Raw genomic sequence first — 17,351 nt, 5'->3', positions numbered from 1 at the left:
TTTGTTGGTTTGGGCATATTGGCGATGGCAATTTGCACTTAAACATTCTCAAACCTGCGGATTTATCTAAAGATGAATTCTTTGCAAAATGTCAAGTGGTGAATAAGTATGTCTTTGAAACGGTGAAGAAATATAACGGCTCAATCTCGGCGGAGCATGGTGTCGGCATGACCAAAAAGCCTTATTTGGACTACACTCGCTCTGATACTGAAATTGGCTATATGAAAGCTTTAAAACAAGTCTTTGATCCAAACAATGTGATGAATCCAGGCAAGTTGTTTGATTTGTAATCTAAGCACTTCAAGCTACAAAGATTGAAGCTCATACTAAAAATTGCTAAAAGCGTATCTGGTGATGCGCTTTTATATTAAGTGATTAAGCTGCCGTTCGAAACTGCTAGTGATACTATGCAATTCAATTCTATATTTTGTGAATAATATGAAGAAATTATTTCAAATTCCTTGGCTAAGTTCAGCGCTAGCTATTCTCCTTGGTCTGTATTATGGCACTTTAGATATATGGGGTGATGAATGGACTTGGATTAAAGATTATAAAAACTGGCACGCTTGGATATATGGTATTTTAATGCTTTTAACCATTATTAGTGTTATTTATAAAGCTTATCTCAACTATAAATCAGACATACTTAAGTTTGAAGATGATCAACTATTAAAGAATTTTTTGTCATTTATTAAAAATATTGTTCATGCTAAAAGAACTCGATTTTACGATAAAGTTTCTCTTTTAGATATAACAACTAAGCGAATTAATTTCTTTGATGAAATTACGCATCCCAAAGAACAAATCAGATATATTATGGCTCAAGCTGTTAAGTTTTTTGAATACTATGGCGTAGAAAACGGTCATTTAGAAATGACTGTTCTAGGTGCACACTCAACTCCGTCTGATACCATATTTGACTGGAAATACTTGTTACAACTTGATCGACAACGCCAACACACCGATCCAAATCAATTAATGAACAATCCATCCATTGCACAACAAGCAATATTACAGGGCGAACCAATATTTTTAGCCGACCTCCAAGAGGGCGTTGATCAAAATGTTTTTTATAAATCTAGTCGATCTGAGAATGCCAATAACGTAGGCTCCATTTACTGCAAACCAGTTACAATAAAAATTCAAAGCATTACTTACAAATTTGTTTTCACTATCGTATCATATGGCACATACCTATGTTCACCAAACAGTGAGGCTGAAGCGAAGCAACTCGCTATCTTATTAGATGAAATCGGAGATAGAATAGAGTTGGAGCTATATTTACTTGCGATGACTCAACATAGAAAACGTTAAAAAGGAAAAAACATTATGAATACTCAAGTTAAAGTAATCGTTTCCTCAAAAAACTCATCAAATTCAGATAAAATTGCAAAGCGCCATAAATCAGTTGGTTTTTTAGCTGGCTTATTTATTTCTACTAGTGATAAAAAACAAAATGGCTCTTCTGCTAATAAATGTGCTTAAAATAACATCGACTTGATTAACCGTTAGTGATGTTCAAAACTCTTGCCAAAATTTGCTAAAAGCGTATCAATTGATGCGCTTTTTTATTGGAAAAGTTTAAGAATGAAGCAACTGTATATTCTAGTGTTTTTATTATTTCTCGCACCAGTGACCTAAGCAAGGAATGAATTTTTTCCTGATTTCCCTGAAAATATTATTTTTCCAATTATTCAAACTGATATCGGTACTTTAAAACCTTAGATAACTCTTTAAATGAAAAATCCCAAGTTCTAACTTGGGATTTTAAAAACTTACGAACTCATAAAATTGTTAGATACGCTTCGGCAAATGACTGACCCAAGTCAGCAAATTATTCGCATCATTCGTCCGAGCTGAGCTACTCGATGCACCGAGCAATACCACGATTGCAGGACGTTGATTCACTGTCGTGTGCATCACTACACAACGACCCGCCTCGTTGATAAAGCCAGTTTTTGAAATATTAATATTCCACGTACCATTGCGCACCAAAGCATTTGTATTGTTTGATTTCAATACACGATAGCCAAGATTGAAGTCATAATGTGGTGTGGTTGAGAACTGACGAATCAAACCATATTGTGATGCCGCACTCACCAAAATCCCCAAATCACGAGCCGACGCACGGTTGGCAGGATCAAGACCAGTCGCCTCTGCAAACTGCGAAGAATACATCCCTAGCTCACGTGCTTTAGCATTCATCGCTGAAACAAAAGCACTCTTACCACCTGGATAGGTACGCCCAAGTGCAGCAGCAGCGGGGTTTTCAGATTTCATTAGAGCAAAGAGCAAAGCTTCTGCACGATTCAGCGTATCACCTGCACGTAGCGTCGAGCTTGAGTTTTTACCCGCTGCACCTGCGAAGTCGATTGGCTGTAACGTAATGCGCTCTGACATATCTAAGCGTGCATCTGCGATCACCACCGCTGTCATCAACTTAGTCACCGAGGCAATCGAACGTGCTGTGTTGACATTTTTGCCATACAGCACTTCACCAGTTTGCGCATCCATCACCAATGCCGATTTTGCATTAACATCAGGCTGTGCCGAGCTATAGCTACTGTATGAAGTATTACCGTAATTACTTGTTGACGTTGGATATTTATTTGCAAGCGTGCTATTGTTGAGCACGATTGTGGAAGACTTTTGAGCAGGCTGTGTGCGTGTTGTCACTTGCGTTGTGACTTGTGCCGCTGGTTCATCTTCGCTTAAGAATTGACTTGCTTGTGCGTCCGACCATGCAATGTTTGCACTGCTCGACGAATTCTGCTGAACGACGATTTCAGCAAAGCTGTAATGACAAGCAAATGACGTGGCGATTGCCAAACTCAGCCGAGTGATCGCTTGTCTGGTTCTAGAGTGATTTCTACGCATAGACACAACCTTTATTAAAACTACGCTTCCTGCGTTAAAAAAGACTTGCCAGACGCTTGATCATGTATCATTGTTCAAACATCATTTAGCAAATTCGTTGGGTTCTGTTATAGGATCGCTAAAATTACGATGTAATTGCAAGCGAATTTTGCGTTATGTAACAAAAAAATTGAAATTTAGGGAGAAAAATGTGATCTCTGTACTGGTTGTTGATGATCATGAACTCGTTCGGACTGGGATTTGTCGCATGCTAGAGGATCATCCTGAGATCGAGGTGGTCGGACAAGCTGAGTCTGGCGAGGAAGCAATTCTCCTTTCAAGACAGTTACAACCTGAAGTTGTGCTCCTCGATGTGAATATGCCAGGGATCGGCGGTGTAGAAACGACACGTCGTCTTTTACAATCTGTACCGAACACTCATGTCCTTGCTGTGAGTGGTTTATCCGAAGAGCCTTACCCTTCGCTTTTACTTAAAGCAGGTGCAAAAGGTTATATTACCAAAGGCGCACCAATGACCGAGATGGTACGTGCGATCAAAAAAGTCACCCAAGGTGGCAAATACTTTAGTGCGGATATTGCTGAACAATTGGCGAGTTCTTATCTATCTGATCATCAGCAATCACCATTCGATAGTCTGTCTGAACGTGAAATGCAAGTGGCGATGATGGTGGTCAATTGTGTCAGTGCACAGGAGATCGCTGATAAGCTTTTCGTCAGTGTCAAAACCGTCAATACTTATCGCTATCGTATTTTTGAAAAATTAAACGTGGATAGTGATGTAAAACTTACCCATTTGGCAATGCGTTATGGTTTAATAAAGCTCTAAAAACAACCATATCTCCTCAACATGAGTAAACTACAAGAACTCAATAAGTTAGAAACGCTAAAACGCTTGGGTGCATCTTACACGGGATATCGTTTATTTCTTGCGCTGGGTTTACTTGCCATTCTATTGGTGAGTATGAATGATTTGATCATTGGTGCTCGTCATCCCAAAGCATATTTGGTGTTGAGTATCGCTTATGTGCTGATTTGTGGGATGAACTTCCTGACATTTCGCTATAAACAAAAATATTTATCCCAACAGCTTTTTGTGTATTTGATCATTGATTATTTGCACTTGACTGCGATTCTGTATCTCAGCACTGGTCCAAATATTGCCATTGTCTTGCTATTTATGATGTTGGTACTCGCAGCGGTGATGTTACTTTCCGCACGAAAGGCGTTGATCATTACCTTGCTCAGTGTGATTGCGGTGGTTTATCAGCAGTTCTTCTATAGTATTTTTGGTGATGGAAATGTCGCCTTTATTGGTACATCGAGCCTAATTACCCTCGTTTTCTTAAGTACATATGCCATCGCTCGCATTGGTATTCGTCGATTGAAGTTTATTGAATCCGTTGCAACGACCCAGCGTTCTGCAATTTTTCAGTTACAACAGATTAATCAAAACATTATTGAGCAACTTGAAACAGGGTTTATGGTGCTTGATCAGCAAGGCATGATTATTTCCATCAATCGCTCTGCGGAAAACTTGTTACAACTACCGAATGACATGTTGCTCCGAAGCAAAGACTTGCATCATATTGATGAAAAGCTATTGCAAGAGATACTTCGCCACAAAGCACAAAACTACAAAGGCACATTCATTTATACCGCTGATATCGGTGTTGAGCTAAATATTCACTATCGTCCGATCATTACACGCAATCAGACACAGCAATTGACCTTATTTACCATAGAAAGTATGGATAAGATCAATCAACAAGTACAACGTCTAAAGCTTGCATCACTGGGTCAACTCTCTGCGAGTATTGCCCATGAGATTCGCAATCCGTTATCTGCGATTAGCCAAGCCAATGAGTTACTTGAGAATGATATTGTCGACGACTTAAAATCGTTGACAGAGATGATTGGTAAGCAATGCAAACGCATCAATCGCATCATTGAAGATACTTTAAACATGTCACGGCAAAATCAAACCGTGTCCGAAGACATCGACCTATATCCGTGGCTACGTAGCTTTATTCGTGAAGACTTGATGGATGTACAAAAACATTTGCGCCTGACTATCGAAGCGAAAACAGAAATTCATTTTGACCCGCATCAGCTGCGTTTAGTCTTAATCAATTTGATTCGAAATGCGATCCGTCACGGACATCAACACATTCCAAACAGTCGCATTGACATCAAAGCACATCGACTCGGCGACTACACCATGATCGACGTGATTGATCAAGGCACTGGCGTCAGCAGTGCGCAACTGCAAAATTTATTTGAGCCATTTCATAGTACAGCGGTCAATGGTACAGGCTTGGGACTGTATCTATCCAAAACATTTTGTGAGGCGAATCACGCACATTTGAAATATATTCCACAGACACAAGGTGCGTGTTTTCGTATAGAATGTCCACTGATGGAAGATTAAAAAATTAATGAAATATTAGGGGTTAACCTCGATGGCGCAAGCGATTGCCTTAGTCGTAGACGATGAAGAAGATATTAGAACCTTGATGCAAATGACTTTGAAGCGCTTAGACGTAGAAAGTATTTGCGTGGAAAATGTCCAACAAGCCAAGCAAGCGCTTGCCGAGCGTACGTTCAATGTCTGCTTGACCGACCTGAACCTGCCTGATGGCAATGGTTTGCAGATCGTCGAACATATCCAACAACATTATGCAGGTTTGCCTGTGGCGGTGATCAGTGCCTATGGCAGTATCGATATTGCGATTGCTGCACTCAAAGCAGGCGCCTTTGATTTTGTCAGTAAACCCATCCAACAAACTCAGCTCAAAGCATTACTCTCCCACGCCTTAGATAGTAATATCAATCCAATTTCTTCATTAGATTTGCAGATTGAAGATCAGTTACTGCTTGGTCAATCTGAAGTGATGCAAAATCTAAAGCGCACGCTGCGCAAGCTTTCTCGCTCACAAGCACCTGTTTATATTTCAGGTGAATCAGGTACAGGTAAAGAAGTCGTCGCACGACTGATTCATCAGCTTAGCAATCGTAACGAAGGACCTTTCGTCCCAGTAAACTGTGGTGCGATTCCACAAGAACTGATGGAAAGCGAGTTTTTTGGGCATAAAAAAGGTAGTTTCACAGGTGCGCATCAAGACAAAGTTGGACTGTTTCAAGCGGCACATAACGGCACACTGTTTTTAGATGAAATTGCCGATTTGCCACTCGCTATGCAAGTGAAACTGCTTCGAGCGATTCAAGAGAAAAAAATCCGCCCTGTCGGTAGCGATCAAGAAATCAGCGTTGATATTCGTATTCTGAGCGCAACACATAAAAATCTTGCAGAGATGTTGCAAACAGGCGTATTCCGCCAAGATTTATTTTTCCGTATTCATGTTATTGAAGTCAATATTCCGCCACTTCGTGAGCGTGGCAACGACATCATTATCCTCGCTGAGCACTTCTTAAAGCAGATTTGTCAGGATTGGCAACTGGAACCAATGCAATTGTCGAATACATCAAAAGCGCATTTACTTACAGGCTACTATGAAGGAAATGTGCGTGAGTTACGCAACGTGATGGAACGAGCGGTTACTTTATGCGATGGTGAAATTATTCGCAGTGAGCATATTCAAGGCTTAAGACAGCTTGCTAGCAGTAACAGCGCTGATCTCACTGAGTCGCCGATCAGCTCAAATCCTACAGGGTCAGTGCAAGCATCAAATCAACCCGAATTACCAAAACTTGGCAAATCAGGGCTTCCTCAAGAAGGCTTAGAAGAATACTTGGCAGAGATTGAAAAACGTCTGCTTATTCAGGCGCTTGATGCAACACATTGGAATCGCACACTTGCAGCGAAAAAGCTTGGTATGACGTTCCGATCTTTGCGTTATCGTTTGAAAAAGTTTGAACTCGATAGTGATGAAGAGGAATAATGCACGTCGTTTTCTGTATTTTTTTGCTTCATTAACCTCAGTGCGACATAAGATGAGTAAAAATTGTCTGATTCGTGAGAGCGTCAGACGCATTGTTCGAGGACAGGATAAATTTCGCAAAGTGACGTTCTTCAAGGCATTGGATAAATTTTAGTGTATGACCGAGTTTGCGACTGACAAATGGCTTTGCCTACTTTCCCCGAAAAGAAAGTAGGTCGAACCGAAGGTTTATCCCGAAATACGAGTATAAACCGCAAGACCTTGCCTAAAATTCTCTGCTTTTCAATACTATACACGACACAATTCATCGAACTCAGGTTTCATTAGAAAAAGCTTTTTCATTTAGAACACGAAGCGTTGCAGTTGATATAAAATTCGACCTTTAAGGAATCATGCGACCAAACTGACTACTCGCTTCATCTTGAATCTGACGATCTGTCTGTAGATCGCTCATATTCAGTTTGCGATCGACTTCAACACCCTTGCCTTCGATCATCTGACCATTTGGGGTGAAATAATGCGATACGGTCAATTGCACTGCGCCTTGTTGTAATGGAAAAAGCTTTTGCACAGCACCTTTGCCATAACTGGTTTCACCAAATACAGTCGCTCTTTGGTTTTCTTTCAATGCTGCTGAGAAGACTTCTGCAGCAGAAGCTGAAAAGCGAGTTTGTAAAATTGCCACAGGATAAGTCACTGGATTTTGACTGGCTAAAGCTTGGAATTGTTGATTCGCCTCAATACGCCCTTTGGTACTGACAATTAAACCTTTTTCCAAAAACAAATCCGCAAGCTCAACTGCCGAAGAAAGCAAGCCGCCTGGATTATCTCGAAGATCAATCATCACACCACGAATTGCGGTACGTTGCTGATAAATATTTAAGAAATGTTGGATTTGTTGCACAGTATCTTGCTGAAAAGCTTTAATTTTTAAAACCAATATACGCTCATCGGTCAAATACGGTTCAACATCATAGTTCAGCTGTTGATCCCGGACGACATCGGCAACCACCGAACGATTACCACGTTTGATTTTCAACTTGACGATACTACCGAGCGACCCTGTAAGCAAACTATCGACAGTACGTTGATCCAAATATTGCACAGCATTATTATTTATTCTTTCCACCACTTCGCCATTACGTAAGCCGAGTTCATAGGCATCGGAACCATTGGCAATACCGCTGATTTGCCATTGATGTTGTTCAGGAACGTAAACTAACTGAAATGGAATTTTTGCAATCTGCCCTTCGGTAAATTGCATCAGTTGTTGATATTGTTCATTGCTGAGATAGCGTGAATAGGGATCTAGTCCTTCTAATAGACCATGACTCGCCTGCTCGAACAGTTGATCATTCGATACATTATCCACATAGTTCTTTTTGACTAATTGGAAAGTTTCTACAAACTGGCGAATTTGATCAATCGGAATATCTTCGATATTCGCATCATCAGGTTGATTTGAGAGCTCTTCTTCGTCAAGGCTGAGCTGATCATCTATACTTTGACTCACATCGTTCTGCGCAGTTCGAAAATCCTCATCATTAGAATTTGTATTCAGTCCTTTATCAGGCTGAGGATTATTCTGCGTTGCATCACTTTGCGCCCACAATGCAGAGCTTGGAAACACACCACAGACTGTCATCAGCAAAACTAAGATTAGTGGTGATGTGTTGGGCATATTCACGTCCTATGCAGTGGCGATTTCTCGCAATTCAATCCTTGATAGTGTCTGTAAAAGTCGATCACATCAACTGAAATATGTAATCGACTCAATATTATTATTCTGCACGTAAGTCGCTTTAACAATTCATCACAATGAGTAGCTAAAGCGAACTTCTTTGATACGACACCTTAAATCAGCGATTTAAGCCAAAGTAATGAGATTACGCCCCTGCATCTCTGTTGGCACAGGAATATTCATCAGGTTCAGTAAGGTCGGTGCCACATCTGCCAAAATACCTTTTTCAGCAATCGTTGCCGAAGTCGGTCCGACATAGATAAATGGCACGTGCTCTGTTGTATGTTGCGTATGCACCTGACCACTGTCGTAGTCTTGCATTTGCTCGACATTACCATGATCGGCAGTGACAATCATATGCCCTTTATTCGACATCACAGCTTCATAGACACGTCCTAGACTGCTATCGACCGCTTCAACTGCTTTGACCGCCGCATCGAATACACCTGTATGACCAACCATATCACCATTGGCATAATTCACGATGAGCAGATCATATGCACCTGAATTAATCGCATCAACAAGCTTGTCAGTGACTTCATAGGCACTCATTTCAGGCTGTAGATCATACGTTGCAACATTTGGCGATGGCACGAGAATACGTGTTTCACCTTCATATTCGTCTTCTCGACCGCCACTAAAGAAGAAAGTCACATGCGCATATTTTTCAGTTTCAGCGATACGCAGTTGGGTTTTACCTAAATCAGATAAATATTCACCGATTGAATTTTTCAATTCTTCAGGCATATACGCAACAGGTGCGTCAATGGTCGCTTGATAACGTGTAAGCATCACGAATTTAGCTAAGTTCGGCAGGGTTTTGCGTTCAAAGCCTGCAAATTCTTTTTCTACGAAAGCACGGGTCAGTTCACGGGCACGATCGGCACGGAAGTTCATAAAGACAATACTATCACCATCTTTGATGGTTGCCAGTTCACCGATACGAGTTGCTTTGACAAACTCATCACTTTCATCTGCAGCATAGGCTTGATTTAAACCATCCACCGCACTGTCTACGACACGTAATGCTTCGCCTTCGGCCAATAGACGATAAGCCTGCTCAACACGATCCCAACGATTATCACGATCCATGGCAAAGTAGCGACCAATCATCGTGGCAATACGCCCTTGATTTGGATACTGCGCAAATAAAGTATCAAAGCGTTTTAAGCTTGGCTCAGCACTTCTTGGCGGTGTATCACGACCATCAAGGAACGCATGCAGATAAACGGTTGCGCCACGTTTCAATGCCAATTCACACATGGCTTCGATTTGATCTTCATGCGAGTGCACGCCACCTTGTGAAAGCAATCCCATGATATGTACTGCACCACCTGTCGCTTTGGCTTTTTCTACCGCATCGACTAAGACTTCATGTTCGAAGAAGTCCCCTGTGCGAATGTCTTTGGTAATCCGAGTAAAGTCTTGATAGAGCACACGCCCTGCGCCAAGATTCATATGTCCAACTTCAGAGTTGCCCATCTGACCATCAGGCAAGCCAACATCTTCGCCTGAGCCTGAGATTAAACTATGCGGATGATTTTGCTTCATTGCCGTTAGATTTGGTGTCTTTGCCGCCAAAAACGCATTATCTTCCACCGTTTCACGATGACCAATGCCATCCATAATCACCAAAACGTGGGGAACTTTATGTGTTGCTACATCCGCCATGACTTCATCTCACCTGTTTAATCTTTACATCGTCTTTTATCGACGTAATTTTACGCAATTTCTACAACAAATTCATCCGCCAAATACTGTTCATTTGGCGACTGCTTGGGCTGTTGATGCAAGAGCCAACTTACCAAATGCAAGCACGCATCTGAAGTTAACGCACCCGATGCAACAAAAATGCACCTGCACCCAAAATCATAAAAATAGGCAACAGCACAAACCACGCCGCCGATGGACTATAAATCAAACTGGCGTAACCTAAGAAATCCTGTAAATAATAGAACCCTAAGCCAACAAATAGTGCGATCACCAAGCGAAAGCCCATCGACTGTTGACGCAGTGGTCCAAAGATAAACGAACAAGCAATCACCACCAAAGCAATCAAAGCCAAAGGTGAGGTGAGTTTTTTCCAAAAAGCGAGCTCATATTTCTTCGGCACTTGGCTATATTCATCCATATAGCTCATAAAGCTGATCAATTGACTTGGCGCAAGATCTTCAGGATTTACTGTCACCATATGCACATATTTCGGCTGTAGTGCTAAAGGTAGGCTTTCCTCGGTTCGTGTCGTTTTTTGTGCATGACCTTCAGGGAAAATATCAATTTGTTTGATACCTGAGAGTGTCCAATTTTGATTATCTTTAAACCGCCCTTCTTCGGCATTAATGGTCGAAACAATGCGGTAATTATCATCGAAGTCAATCACTTGCACATTGCGCAAATGTCCGCCTGCATTGGCATAATCAATATGTACAAAGCGTTGCCCTTCTCGTGTCCAATAGCCCCTCACTTCACCGAGTGATGCGCGATAATTTTCCTTTTGAGCAGCTTTGGCTTGTTCATTGCTATAAGGAATGACCCATTCACTGAGCGCAAAAGACACGACGATTAAGAGTAATGCAGGGCGAATTACCCAACCGACGATGCGCCACAGGCTTACCCCTGAAGCACGCATCACCACCAATTCGCTATTCGAAGCAAGTGTCCCCAAGCCGACAACCGAACCGATCAATGCACCGATCGGTAATAGTTCAAGCAATTTGCTCGGCGCATCCCACAGAATATACTGAAAAGCTTGCCATGCGTTGTAATGCTCGTTCAGCTCACCAAGCTCTGCGAGATAGCCGAACAACATTTGTAATAATAATAAAATCGCTGTAGCACCAATCATCGCAACACCAGCTGCTTTGATGACATGACGAGCGAGTATACGACGTGACAACATATTAGCTCGCTCCTCGTAAATGCTTTTTAATTTTTGGCGTAAGTTTGTGCTTTTTTGCAAAGAATAAGCCAACCACAGTATAAATCATGAGAATCGCAGGAAATGCCCAAATTCCAAGTTCACCTTTGGTCATCCGTGTCTTCACCGCCATAAGTGCCACGATCAAACTGGCAAAGATCATAATCGCAGGGAATAAGCGATAATAACGTCCTTGACGTGGACTGACCTCTGACAAGGGCACAGCAAGTAATAACGCTAACAGAATCACGAACGGCGCAAATATTCGCCAGCCTAGCTCACTCATCACCACATCACTTTGCCCACGGCGTTGCCATAGTTGGGACATGGTCATTGATTCGATGCGCTGCGCCACAATTTCATCGTCATCTTCAGGCTCAAGACGTAAGCGATAGCTTTCAAACTCTGCCTGTAAATATTTTGGTTGCCCAGGAACGAAGCTATAGCGTCTTCCTTGATACAGGTCAACAATACTGGCTTGATCATTTTCCGCTGCAACACGACGTGCTTCTTTGGCGAGTATAATCACATCAGGTTGCCCTGCTTTTTTAGCTTTTTGATAGAAAAAAATGTCTTTTAAACTGCGACGATCTTCAGTCAAGTCACCTGCATAGATGGTATACACACCGCTAGAAATAAACTCTTTTGGACGCACCATGTCAAAGCCACTGCGCACGGCTTGCGTTGTGGTGAGATGATCAAAAGAACGGTTCCCCCACGGTGCGATCCATAGCATCAAAGCAACATGTATCGCCATGATGATTGTAGCAAGTGGTAATAATTTTCGCCCCAACTGCCCACGACTGACACCACTCCCATTGAGCACCGCCATCTCATGATCGACATACAAACGTCCAAATACCAACATTAAGCCAACAAAAAAACCAAGTGGCAAAATTAAAGTCAAAAATTCAGGTAAACGATAACCAATGATGCTAAATAAAATCCCTGCATCCATACGCCCTTGCGCAGCAACACCAAAGTATTTGATCAAGCGACCGCCGAGCATCACTAAGGTCAGCAATGCCACAACGACTGATGAGGTTGTCACCACTTGCTTGACCAAATAACGTGTAATAATCAAAGGCAAATTCCCAAAAATTTATGGATCATGCGATGCGTCCACAGACGACGCATAAATTGTGCTAGTTTACCTGAATGTCAGCCCCAGTGCTATTTTGCAGTGCTTCAATAAAGCGGTATATTATGGTGATATTGTTGCACCACTTACACAAATCTCATCAAAGCTGATGACTACTAAGGATAATGATGACTTTATGAAACTAAGCTTAATAACCGATCTACTATCGCCTGAAATTAAAGTGCAACCTGTCATTCGTTTGATCCAAGAAAATAAAAATGACGATAATAATCTTGCAGATCAATTACAATCCAGTCAAATCAACCAACTCGAACAATGGCTAGAACTCAGTCAATTTGAAGGCAAGTTCAACCAACTGCACCCTGTCTATGCGCAAAGTGAAGCTTTCCCTCAACTATTTTTGGTTGGCATCGGTGACGTTGAACAATTAAACGGCACAAAACTGCAAAAGCTCGCGCAAAGCATTGTCAAAGCCACGCAAAAACTCGCTGAAACCATCACCATTGATCTCAGCAATTTACCTGAAACATTGCATTACCAATTTGCATTAGCTTTGACTCAAGCGAATTATGCCTATGATCAATTCAAAACGAAAAAATCAGAAATCACCTTAAAAAATATCCAATTCTTTGCTGAACAAACCTCGCTCGTTAGCGCACAACTGACTTTGCTCCAAGCCATTCAAAAAGGTCAGCATTTCACTCGCCATCTTGGTAATACCCCTGGCAATGTCTGTTTCCCTGAATATCTCGCTGATGAGGCTTTGAAACTTGCAGGTGAATTTCCAGATTTGCTCAACGTGATTGTGCTGAATGAACAACAAATGGCTGACCTCGGAATGAATGCGTTCTTAGCGGTGAGTAAAGGCTCGGAGCGTTCAGGACGTGTCGTCTTGCTTGAGTACAATGCGCAACAAAATCAAAAACCTGTTGTCCTCGTCGGCAAAGGTGTGACCTTTGACACAGGAGGTATTTCACTGAAACCTGCGGCGACCATGGACGAAATGAAATTCGATATGTGTGGTGCAGCAACCGTGCTTGGTGTGATGCGTGCTTTATGTGAAAGCAAATTACCAATTCACGTGGTTGGTGCGCTGGCTTGTGCGGAAAATATGCCGTCAGGTCATGCGACTCGCCCAGGCGATATCGTCACCACCATGAGCGGTCAAACCGTCGAAGTACTGAATACCGATGCCGAAGGTCGCTTGGTACTCTGCGATACCTTGACCTATATCGCACGTTATGAGCCTGAACTGGTGATTGATATTGCAACTTTAACAGGTGCTTGCGTAGTGGCACTCGGTAAAGTGCTTTCAGGTCTATTTAGCCCTGACAATGAACTTTCGCAAGCCTTGATTGATGCAGGCGAGCAGTCCTTTGACCGTGTATGGCGCTTGCCTGTGATGGATGATTATCAAGAATTGTTAGATTCGCCATTTGCAGATATGGGGAATATCGGTGGACCTTATGGAGGTGCGATCACCGCTGCGTGCTTCTTGCAACGCTTTACCCGTGACTATCGTTGGGCACATTTGGATATTGCAGGTACGGCATGGCTTTCAGGCGCACAGAAAGGCGCAACAGGTCGTCCAGTACCGCTGTTGATGCAATTCCTTGCCAATCGTGTCAGCAATTAATACTGTAAAAATTGAATGAAAATTAGTTTTTACTTAGTTGAAAAGTCTTCGCAAACGCAGACCGATGTGGTCTGTCGTTTGTGTCAGCAAATTTATCACAAACATCCTATTTGGATTTATTGCCGTGATACGGCGCAAGCTCAGCATTTGGATGATCAACTTTGGACATTTTCAGCGACCAGTTTTGTGCCACATCTTCTGATTGAAGATACTAAAAATGTAACCGATGCACAGCATAATTGGTCAAACACGCCGATTCTGATTAGTTGTAATCCTCCGCCACGACACAGTGAAGTCTGTATTAATCTCACAGGGCAGGCTTTGGATTTAACAGAAATCAAGCACGGCACACTACATTTAATCGAAATAGTCGGGCATAATGAAGCGGAAAAAATCTTGTCCCGCCAAGTATTTAAAGCCTATCGGGCGGATAATATTGAACCTGCGGTACATAAGATTTAATGAATAGACTAAGTTCAATATCCAACGAGTAAAAGCTATCTGATACGTGAGAACGTCAGTCGCATTGTTCGAGGTCAGAGCAATTTTTGTAAAATGACGTTTTTCAAGATATTTGATCGGTTTTGGTATATGACCGAGTTTGCGACTGACAAATGGTTTTGCCTACTTTTCCCGAAAGAAAAGTAGGTCGAACCGAAGGTTAATCCCAACATATGCACATCCACCTCTAGTACTTGTCGATATTGCGCTGATTCTTCAATATAATGGTTATAAGCGATGCCAAGATCACATCAATTTATAGCTGTTAATTTTTCTTAATGATCAAACATAGAGGAGTCGATCGTGGCACTAAATGTCGGTGAAAACTTTACCCAGCGTTGGCTTGCCACACCTGAAGCCGTTCGCCAAACATTTTGTGATGAGCTCAATCACATTTGCGATCTTCTGGACTCGACTGAACATATTTCAAAATGGCAATATCAAGATGCTGTTTTACAACAAAAAAATAAAAAAGTCATTGAGCGTGCTTATGCCGAATTGGAACAGCAAATTTTAGCGGAACAAGCTCGACTTGCCGAAGAGCGTAAACGTCAGCGTCAAGCTGAATTAGAACACGCTCTCGCCGAAAAGCGTGCGCTCGAAGCCAAACAAGTGGCAGAACTCGAAGCACAGGAACAACAACAAGCACAGCATCAAGATGCCTATCTACAACAACTTGCACAAGAACTTCATCAACAAAGCACTTCTTCGAACTTAGACAGTTTGCGTCAATTTAACACTCAAGACGTTAAACAATTTAATAGCATTCAACATCATGACGCACCGCCAACAGCAGAGCATCAAGACTTACGGACTCGATTGGAACTGGAAGCGGAATTTTATATCGAGCAAACTTTGCAACAGCTAAAAACCAAACTCCAAGCTGCCGCACAAGAAGAAATTGAGCTGATTTTGTCTCAGCAACAAGATACGGAGTAATGGGTTTAAGCCAGTGATTGAATCTCTTGTCTTGAATCTCTTGTCTTGAATCATTTTTCTTGAATCCACTATTTGAATCTTTTGCTAAAACCTTCTTATTGAATTTCTTATGTTTAGCTTATTGTTTTAAATGGTAGGTTTTACTCTTTTTTCCTTGGAACATGGCGAATATATTGTAAGGCGATCAATCGAGATACGATCAACGCCAAATACATCACTGCGCCAAACATCTGCAAAGACACTAGCACACGTGCCATATCACTTTGTGGCACGATATCGCTGAGACCTGTGCCTGTCTGCACACTAAAGCTAATAAATATCAAATCCACCCATGAGCGTGCTTGACCATTTTCCAAATTAAAACTATTCACATCCCAAAGCTGACACGCACTGTACATAAAGGCAAACGCCCAAACCAAAAGCGTGAACACACTTGCCGCCGCAAACAGCTCATCCCGAGTCAGATAACGGTCATCAAACATATAACGGGTCAAGCCATAAGCAGCACAAAGATACGCCGAAGCCTCAAATAAATGCGCTGTAATCAAGATATTTGGTGAATCCGCACCGAGCATCACGGCAAGCGACAATACTAGGGCAGGAATCACACAGATCATCCCGATCACCGTATAAATCGCCGTGACTCGAATAATCTGCGCCACCATCAATAGCGCCAATGTACCCAAAAACCATGCAAAAGCATGATGGTTAAATATCTGATGGGTTAAAGGTGCGGTAAACAGCATCATCAATTGCACTGCAAGCAACCACGCCGAAGGTAAACTTTTAAAACTTTGCAAAAATTTAAGCATGGCGACCGCACTATCCCTAGAGTATTTATGAAAACCTGAGCGTTTAATCTACGCACTTTTGCAGTAAAAATAAACAAAATGACGCACTGATTTGAAATGATGACTGCGCTTCTAGGGCTTGTCGTTTGTCTGCTTTGGCTTTCCACGCATACGGTGTCATGGCGATGAGATCTTTTAATTGGTTTTGATCAAGATTTAAATCTGTGGTGATAATTTGTTTAGATACGAGTGAAAATTCAGGTGCCATTTGTGCAAGGAATTTATCAGGCTCATGCGCTTTGACTTCATCAAATAAAGCTTCACGCATGGCAAATAGATGTTGTGGTGCAGGTGTAGCGATGATGAGATTACCACTTTTCTTTAACACTCGAAGCATTTCCATTTTAGGCAATGGACTAAATAGACTGGTACAGACATCCATCGATTGATCAAGTACAGGAAGCATTGCGCCTGTCCCGACCACCCATGTTATTTCTTGCGTTTTATTATTCTTATTCTCATTGCCATGCTGTGATTGCTTGGCAGCGGTTTGTACCGCACTTTTGGCAATATCTACAGCGACCACTTGTGGTACAACGTCTGCCATCGCTTGCGTGTAATAACCCTCACCACAGCCAATATCTAACAGTGTTTTCGCAGAAATAGATTGTAATAATTCGCTGACTGCTTGCTGTAAAGGCTGATATGCACCTGTTTGTAGAAATCGACGACGTGCCGCCACCGCATCAGGGGTATCTCCTGGACTCTTGCTGTTTTTATGCTGTACCACATGCAGATTGACATAACCTTGCTTGGCTTGGTCATAGCTATGCCGATTCACGCATTGCCACGTTTTTCCATCGAGATGCAAAGCTTCTCGGCAGATTGGACACATCAACAGCTCAGACATATTTTACTTTCCACAATAACGGTTAATCTGAATAAAAA

At 42.0% G+C, this 17,351-nt stretch carries 16 protein-coding genes; 9 read left to right on the top strand and 7 right to left on the bottom strand.

Translation table 11 applies throughout. The annotated features are described in order from the left end of the window. The 3 genes from ACE3PQ_RS00910 to ACE3PQ_RS00900 all read left to right on the top strand — a co-directional run. Positions 1-290, top strand: a 290-nt coding sequence (locus ACE3PQ_RS00910; RefSeq protein WP_374294358.1) for an FAD-linked oxidase C-terminal domain-containing protein, incomplete at its 5' end; no start/stop codon positions are given. A gap of 148 nt (positions 291-438) precedes the next feature. Further along, positions 439-1,314 (top strand): hypothetical protein, encoded by an 876-nt coding sequence (locus tag ACE3PQ_RS00905; protein ID WP_374294355.1) that lies wholly within the window; start codon positions 439-441, stop codon positions 1,312-1,314. Positions 1,315-1,329: 15 nt separating this feature from the next. Next, positions 1,330-1,485 carry a hypothetical protein gene (locus ACE3PQ_RS00900; protein ID WP_374294353.1) on the top strand — a complete coding sequence of 52 codons (156 nt, stop codon included), beginning with the start codon at positions 1,330-1,332 and terminating at the stop codon, positions 1,483-1,485. A gap of 309 nt (positions 1,486-1,794) precedes the next feature. Here the strand turns inward: ACE3PQ_RS00900 and ACE3PQ_RS00895 are convergent, their stop codons facing one another. Next, positions 1,795-2,877 (bottom strand): D-alanyl-D-alanine carboxypeptidase family protein, encoded by a 1,083-nt coding sequence (locus ACE3PQ_RS00895; RefSeq protein WP_374294351.1) that lies wholly within the window; start codon positions 2,875-2,877, stop codon positions 1,795-1,797. A gap of 190 nt (positions 2,878-3,067) precedes the next feature. Here ACE3PQ_RS00895 and ACE3PQ_RS00890 point away from each other — a divergent pair, with 190 nt between their 5' ends. From ACE3PQ_RS00890 to ACE3PQ_RS00880, 3 genes are read left to right on the top strand one after another with little or no spacing between them, the layout of a single operon-like run. Beyond that, positions 3,068-3,703, top strand: a complete 636-nt coding sequence (locus ACE3PQ_RS00890) for a response regulator (protein ID WP_374294349.1) — start codon at positions 3,068-3,070, stop codon at positions 3,701-3,703. Positions 3,704-3,724: 21 nt separating this feature from the next. Beyond that, positions 3,725-5,305 carry an ATP-binding protein gene (locus ACE3PQ_RS00885; RefSeq protein WP_374294347.1) on the top strand — a complete coding sequence of 527 codons (1,581 nt, stop codon included), beginning with the start codon at positions 3,725-3,727 and terminating at the stop codon, positions 5,303-5,305. Positions 5,306-5,336: 31 nt separating this feature from the next. Continuing rightward, positions 5,337-6,776 (top strand): sigma-54-dependent transcriptional regulator, encoded by a 1,440-nt coding sequence (locus ACE3PQ_RS00880; RefSeq protein WP_374294345.1) that lies wholly within the window; start codon positions 5,337-5,339, stop codon positions 6,774-6,776. Between the two features lie 382 nt (positions 6,777-7,158). On the opposite strand, the gene ACE3PQ_RS00875 is transcribed toward ACE3PQ_RS00880, so the two are convergent. From ACE3PQ_RS00875 to lptF, 4 genes are all read right to left on the bottom strand, one after another. Further along, a complete protein-coding gene (locus ACE3PQ_RS00875; protein ID WP_374294343.1) occupies positions 7,159-8,457 on the bottom strand; it encodes a S41 family peptidase in 1,299 nt (432 codons plus the stop codon). A gap of 186 nt (positions 8,458-8,643) precedes the next feature. Further along, positions 8,644-10,188, bottom strand: a complete 1,545-nt coding sequence (gpmI, locus tag ACE3PQ_RS00870; RefSeq protein ID WP_374294341.1) for a 2,3-bisphosphoglycerate-independent phosphoglycerate mutase — start codon at positions 10,186-10,188, stop codon at positions 8,644-8,646. Between the two features lie 157 nt (positions 10,189-10,345). After that, positions 10,346-11,416, bottom strand: coding sequence for an LPS export ABC transporter permease LptG (gene lptG, locus ACE3PQ_RS00865; protein ID WP_374294338.1), 1,071 nt, complete (start codon positions 11,414-11,416; stop codon positions 10,346-10,348). 1 nt (position 11,417) lies between these two features. After that, positions 11,418-12,518, bottom strand: coding sequence for an LPS export ABC transporter permease LptF (gene lptF, locus ACE3PQ_RS00860; protein ID WP_374294336.1), 1,101 nt, complete (start codon positions 12,516-12,518; stop codon positions 11,418-11,420). Positions 12,519-12,711: 193 nt separating this feature from the next. Here lptF and ACE3PQ_RS00855 point away from each other — a divergent pair, with 193 nt between their 5' ends. From ACE3PQ_RS00855 to ACE3PQ_RS00845, 3 genes are all read left to right on the top strand, one after another. Next, positions 12,712-14,172, top strand: coding sequence for a leucyl aminopeptidase (locus ACE3PQ_RS00855; RefSeq protein ID WP_374294333.1), 1,461 nt, complete (start codon positions 12,712-12,714; stop codon positions 14,170-14,172). 15 nt (positions 14,173-14,187) lie between these two features. Next, entirely contained in the window at positions 14,188-14,634 is a 447-nt protein-coding gene (locus ACE3PQ_RS00850) for a DNA polymerase III subunit chi (RefSeq protein WP_374294331.1), read from the top strand. 342 nt (positions 14,635-14,976) lie between these two features. Then, positions 14,977-15,612, top strand: a complete 636-nt coding sequence (locus ACE3PQ_RS00845; RefSeq protein ID WP_374294329.1) for a hypothetical protein — start codon at positions 14,977-14,979, stop codon at positions 15,610-15,612. A 140-nt stretch (positions 15,613-15,752) separates the two neighbouring features. Here the strand turns inward: ACE3PQ_RS00845 and ACE3PQ_RS00840 are convergent, their stop codons facing one another. Together ACE3PQ_RS00840 and ACE3PQ_RS00835 are read right to left on the bottom strand one after the other, a co-directional pair. After that, on the bottom strand, positions 15,753-16,424 hold the full coding sequence (locus tag ACE3PQ_RS00840; RefSeq protein ID WP_374294327.1) for an ion channel: 672 nt from the start codon (positions 16,422-16,424) through the stop codon (positions 15,753-15,755). A gap of 43 nt (positions 16,425-16,467) precedes the next feature. Beyond that, entirely contained in the window at positions 16,468-17,313 is an 846-nt protein-coding gene (locus ACE3PQ_RS00835) for a putative RNA methyltransferase (RefSeq protein ID WP_374294325.1), read from the bottom strand. Between the last annotated feature and the right edge of the window lie 38 nt (positions 17,314-17,351).

Origin of the sequence: Acinetobacter sp. (assembly GCF_041911495.1) — a bacterium.
Classification (GTDB): domain Bacteria; phylum Pseudomonadota; class Gammaproteobacteria; order Pseudomonadales; family Moraxellaceae; genus Acinetobacter.
The sequence above is the reverse complement of the archived record's forward strand: the minus strand, read 5'-3'. Positions and strand labels throughout refer to the sequence as shown.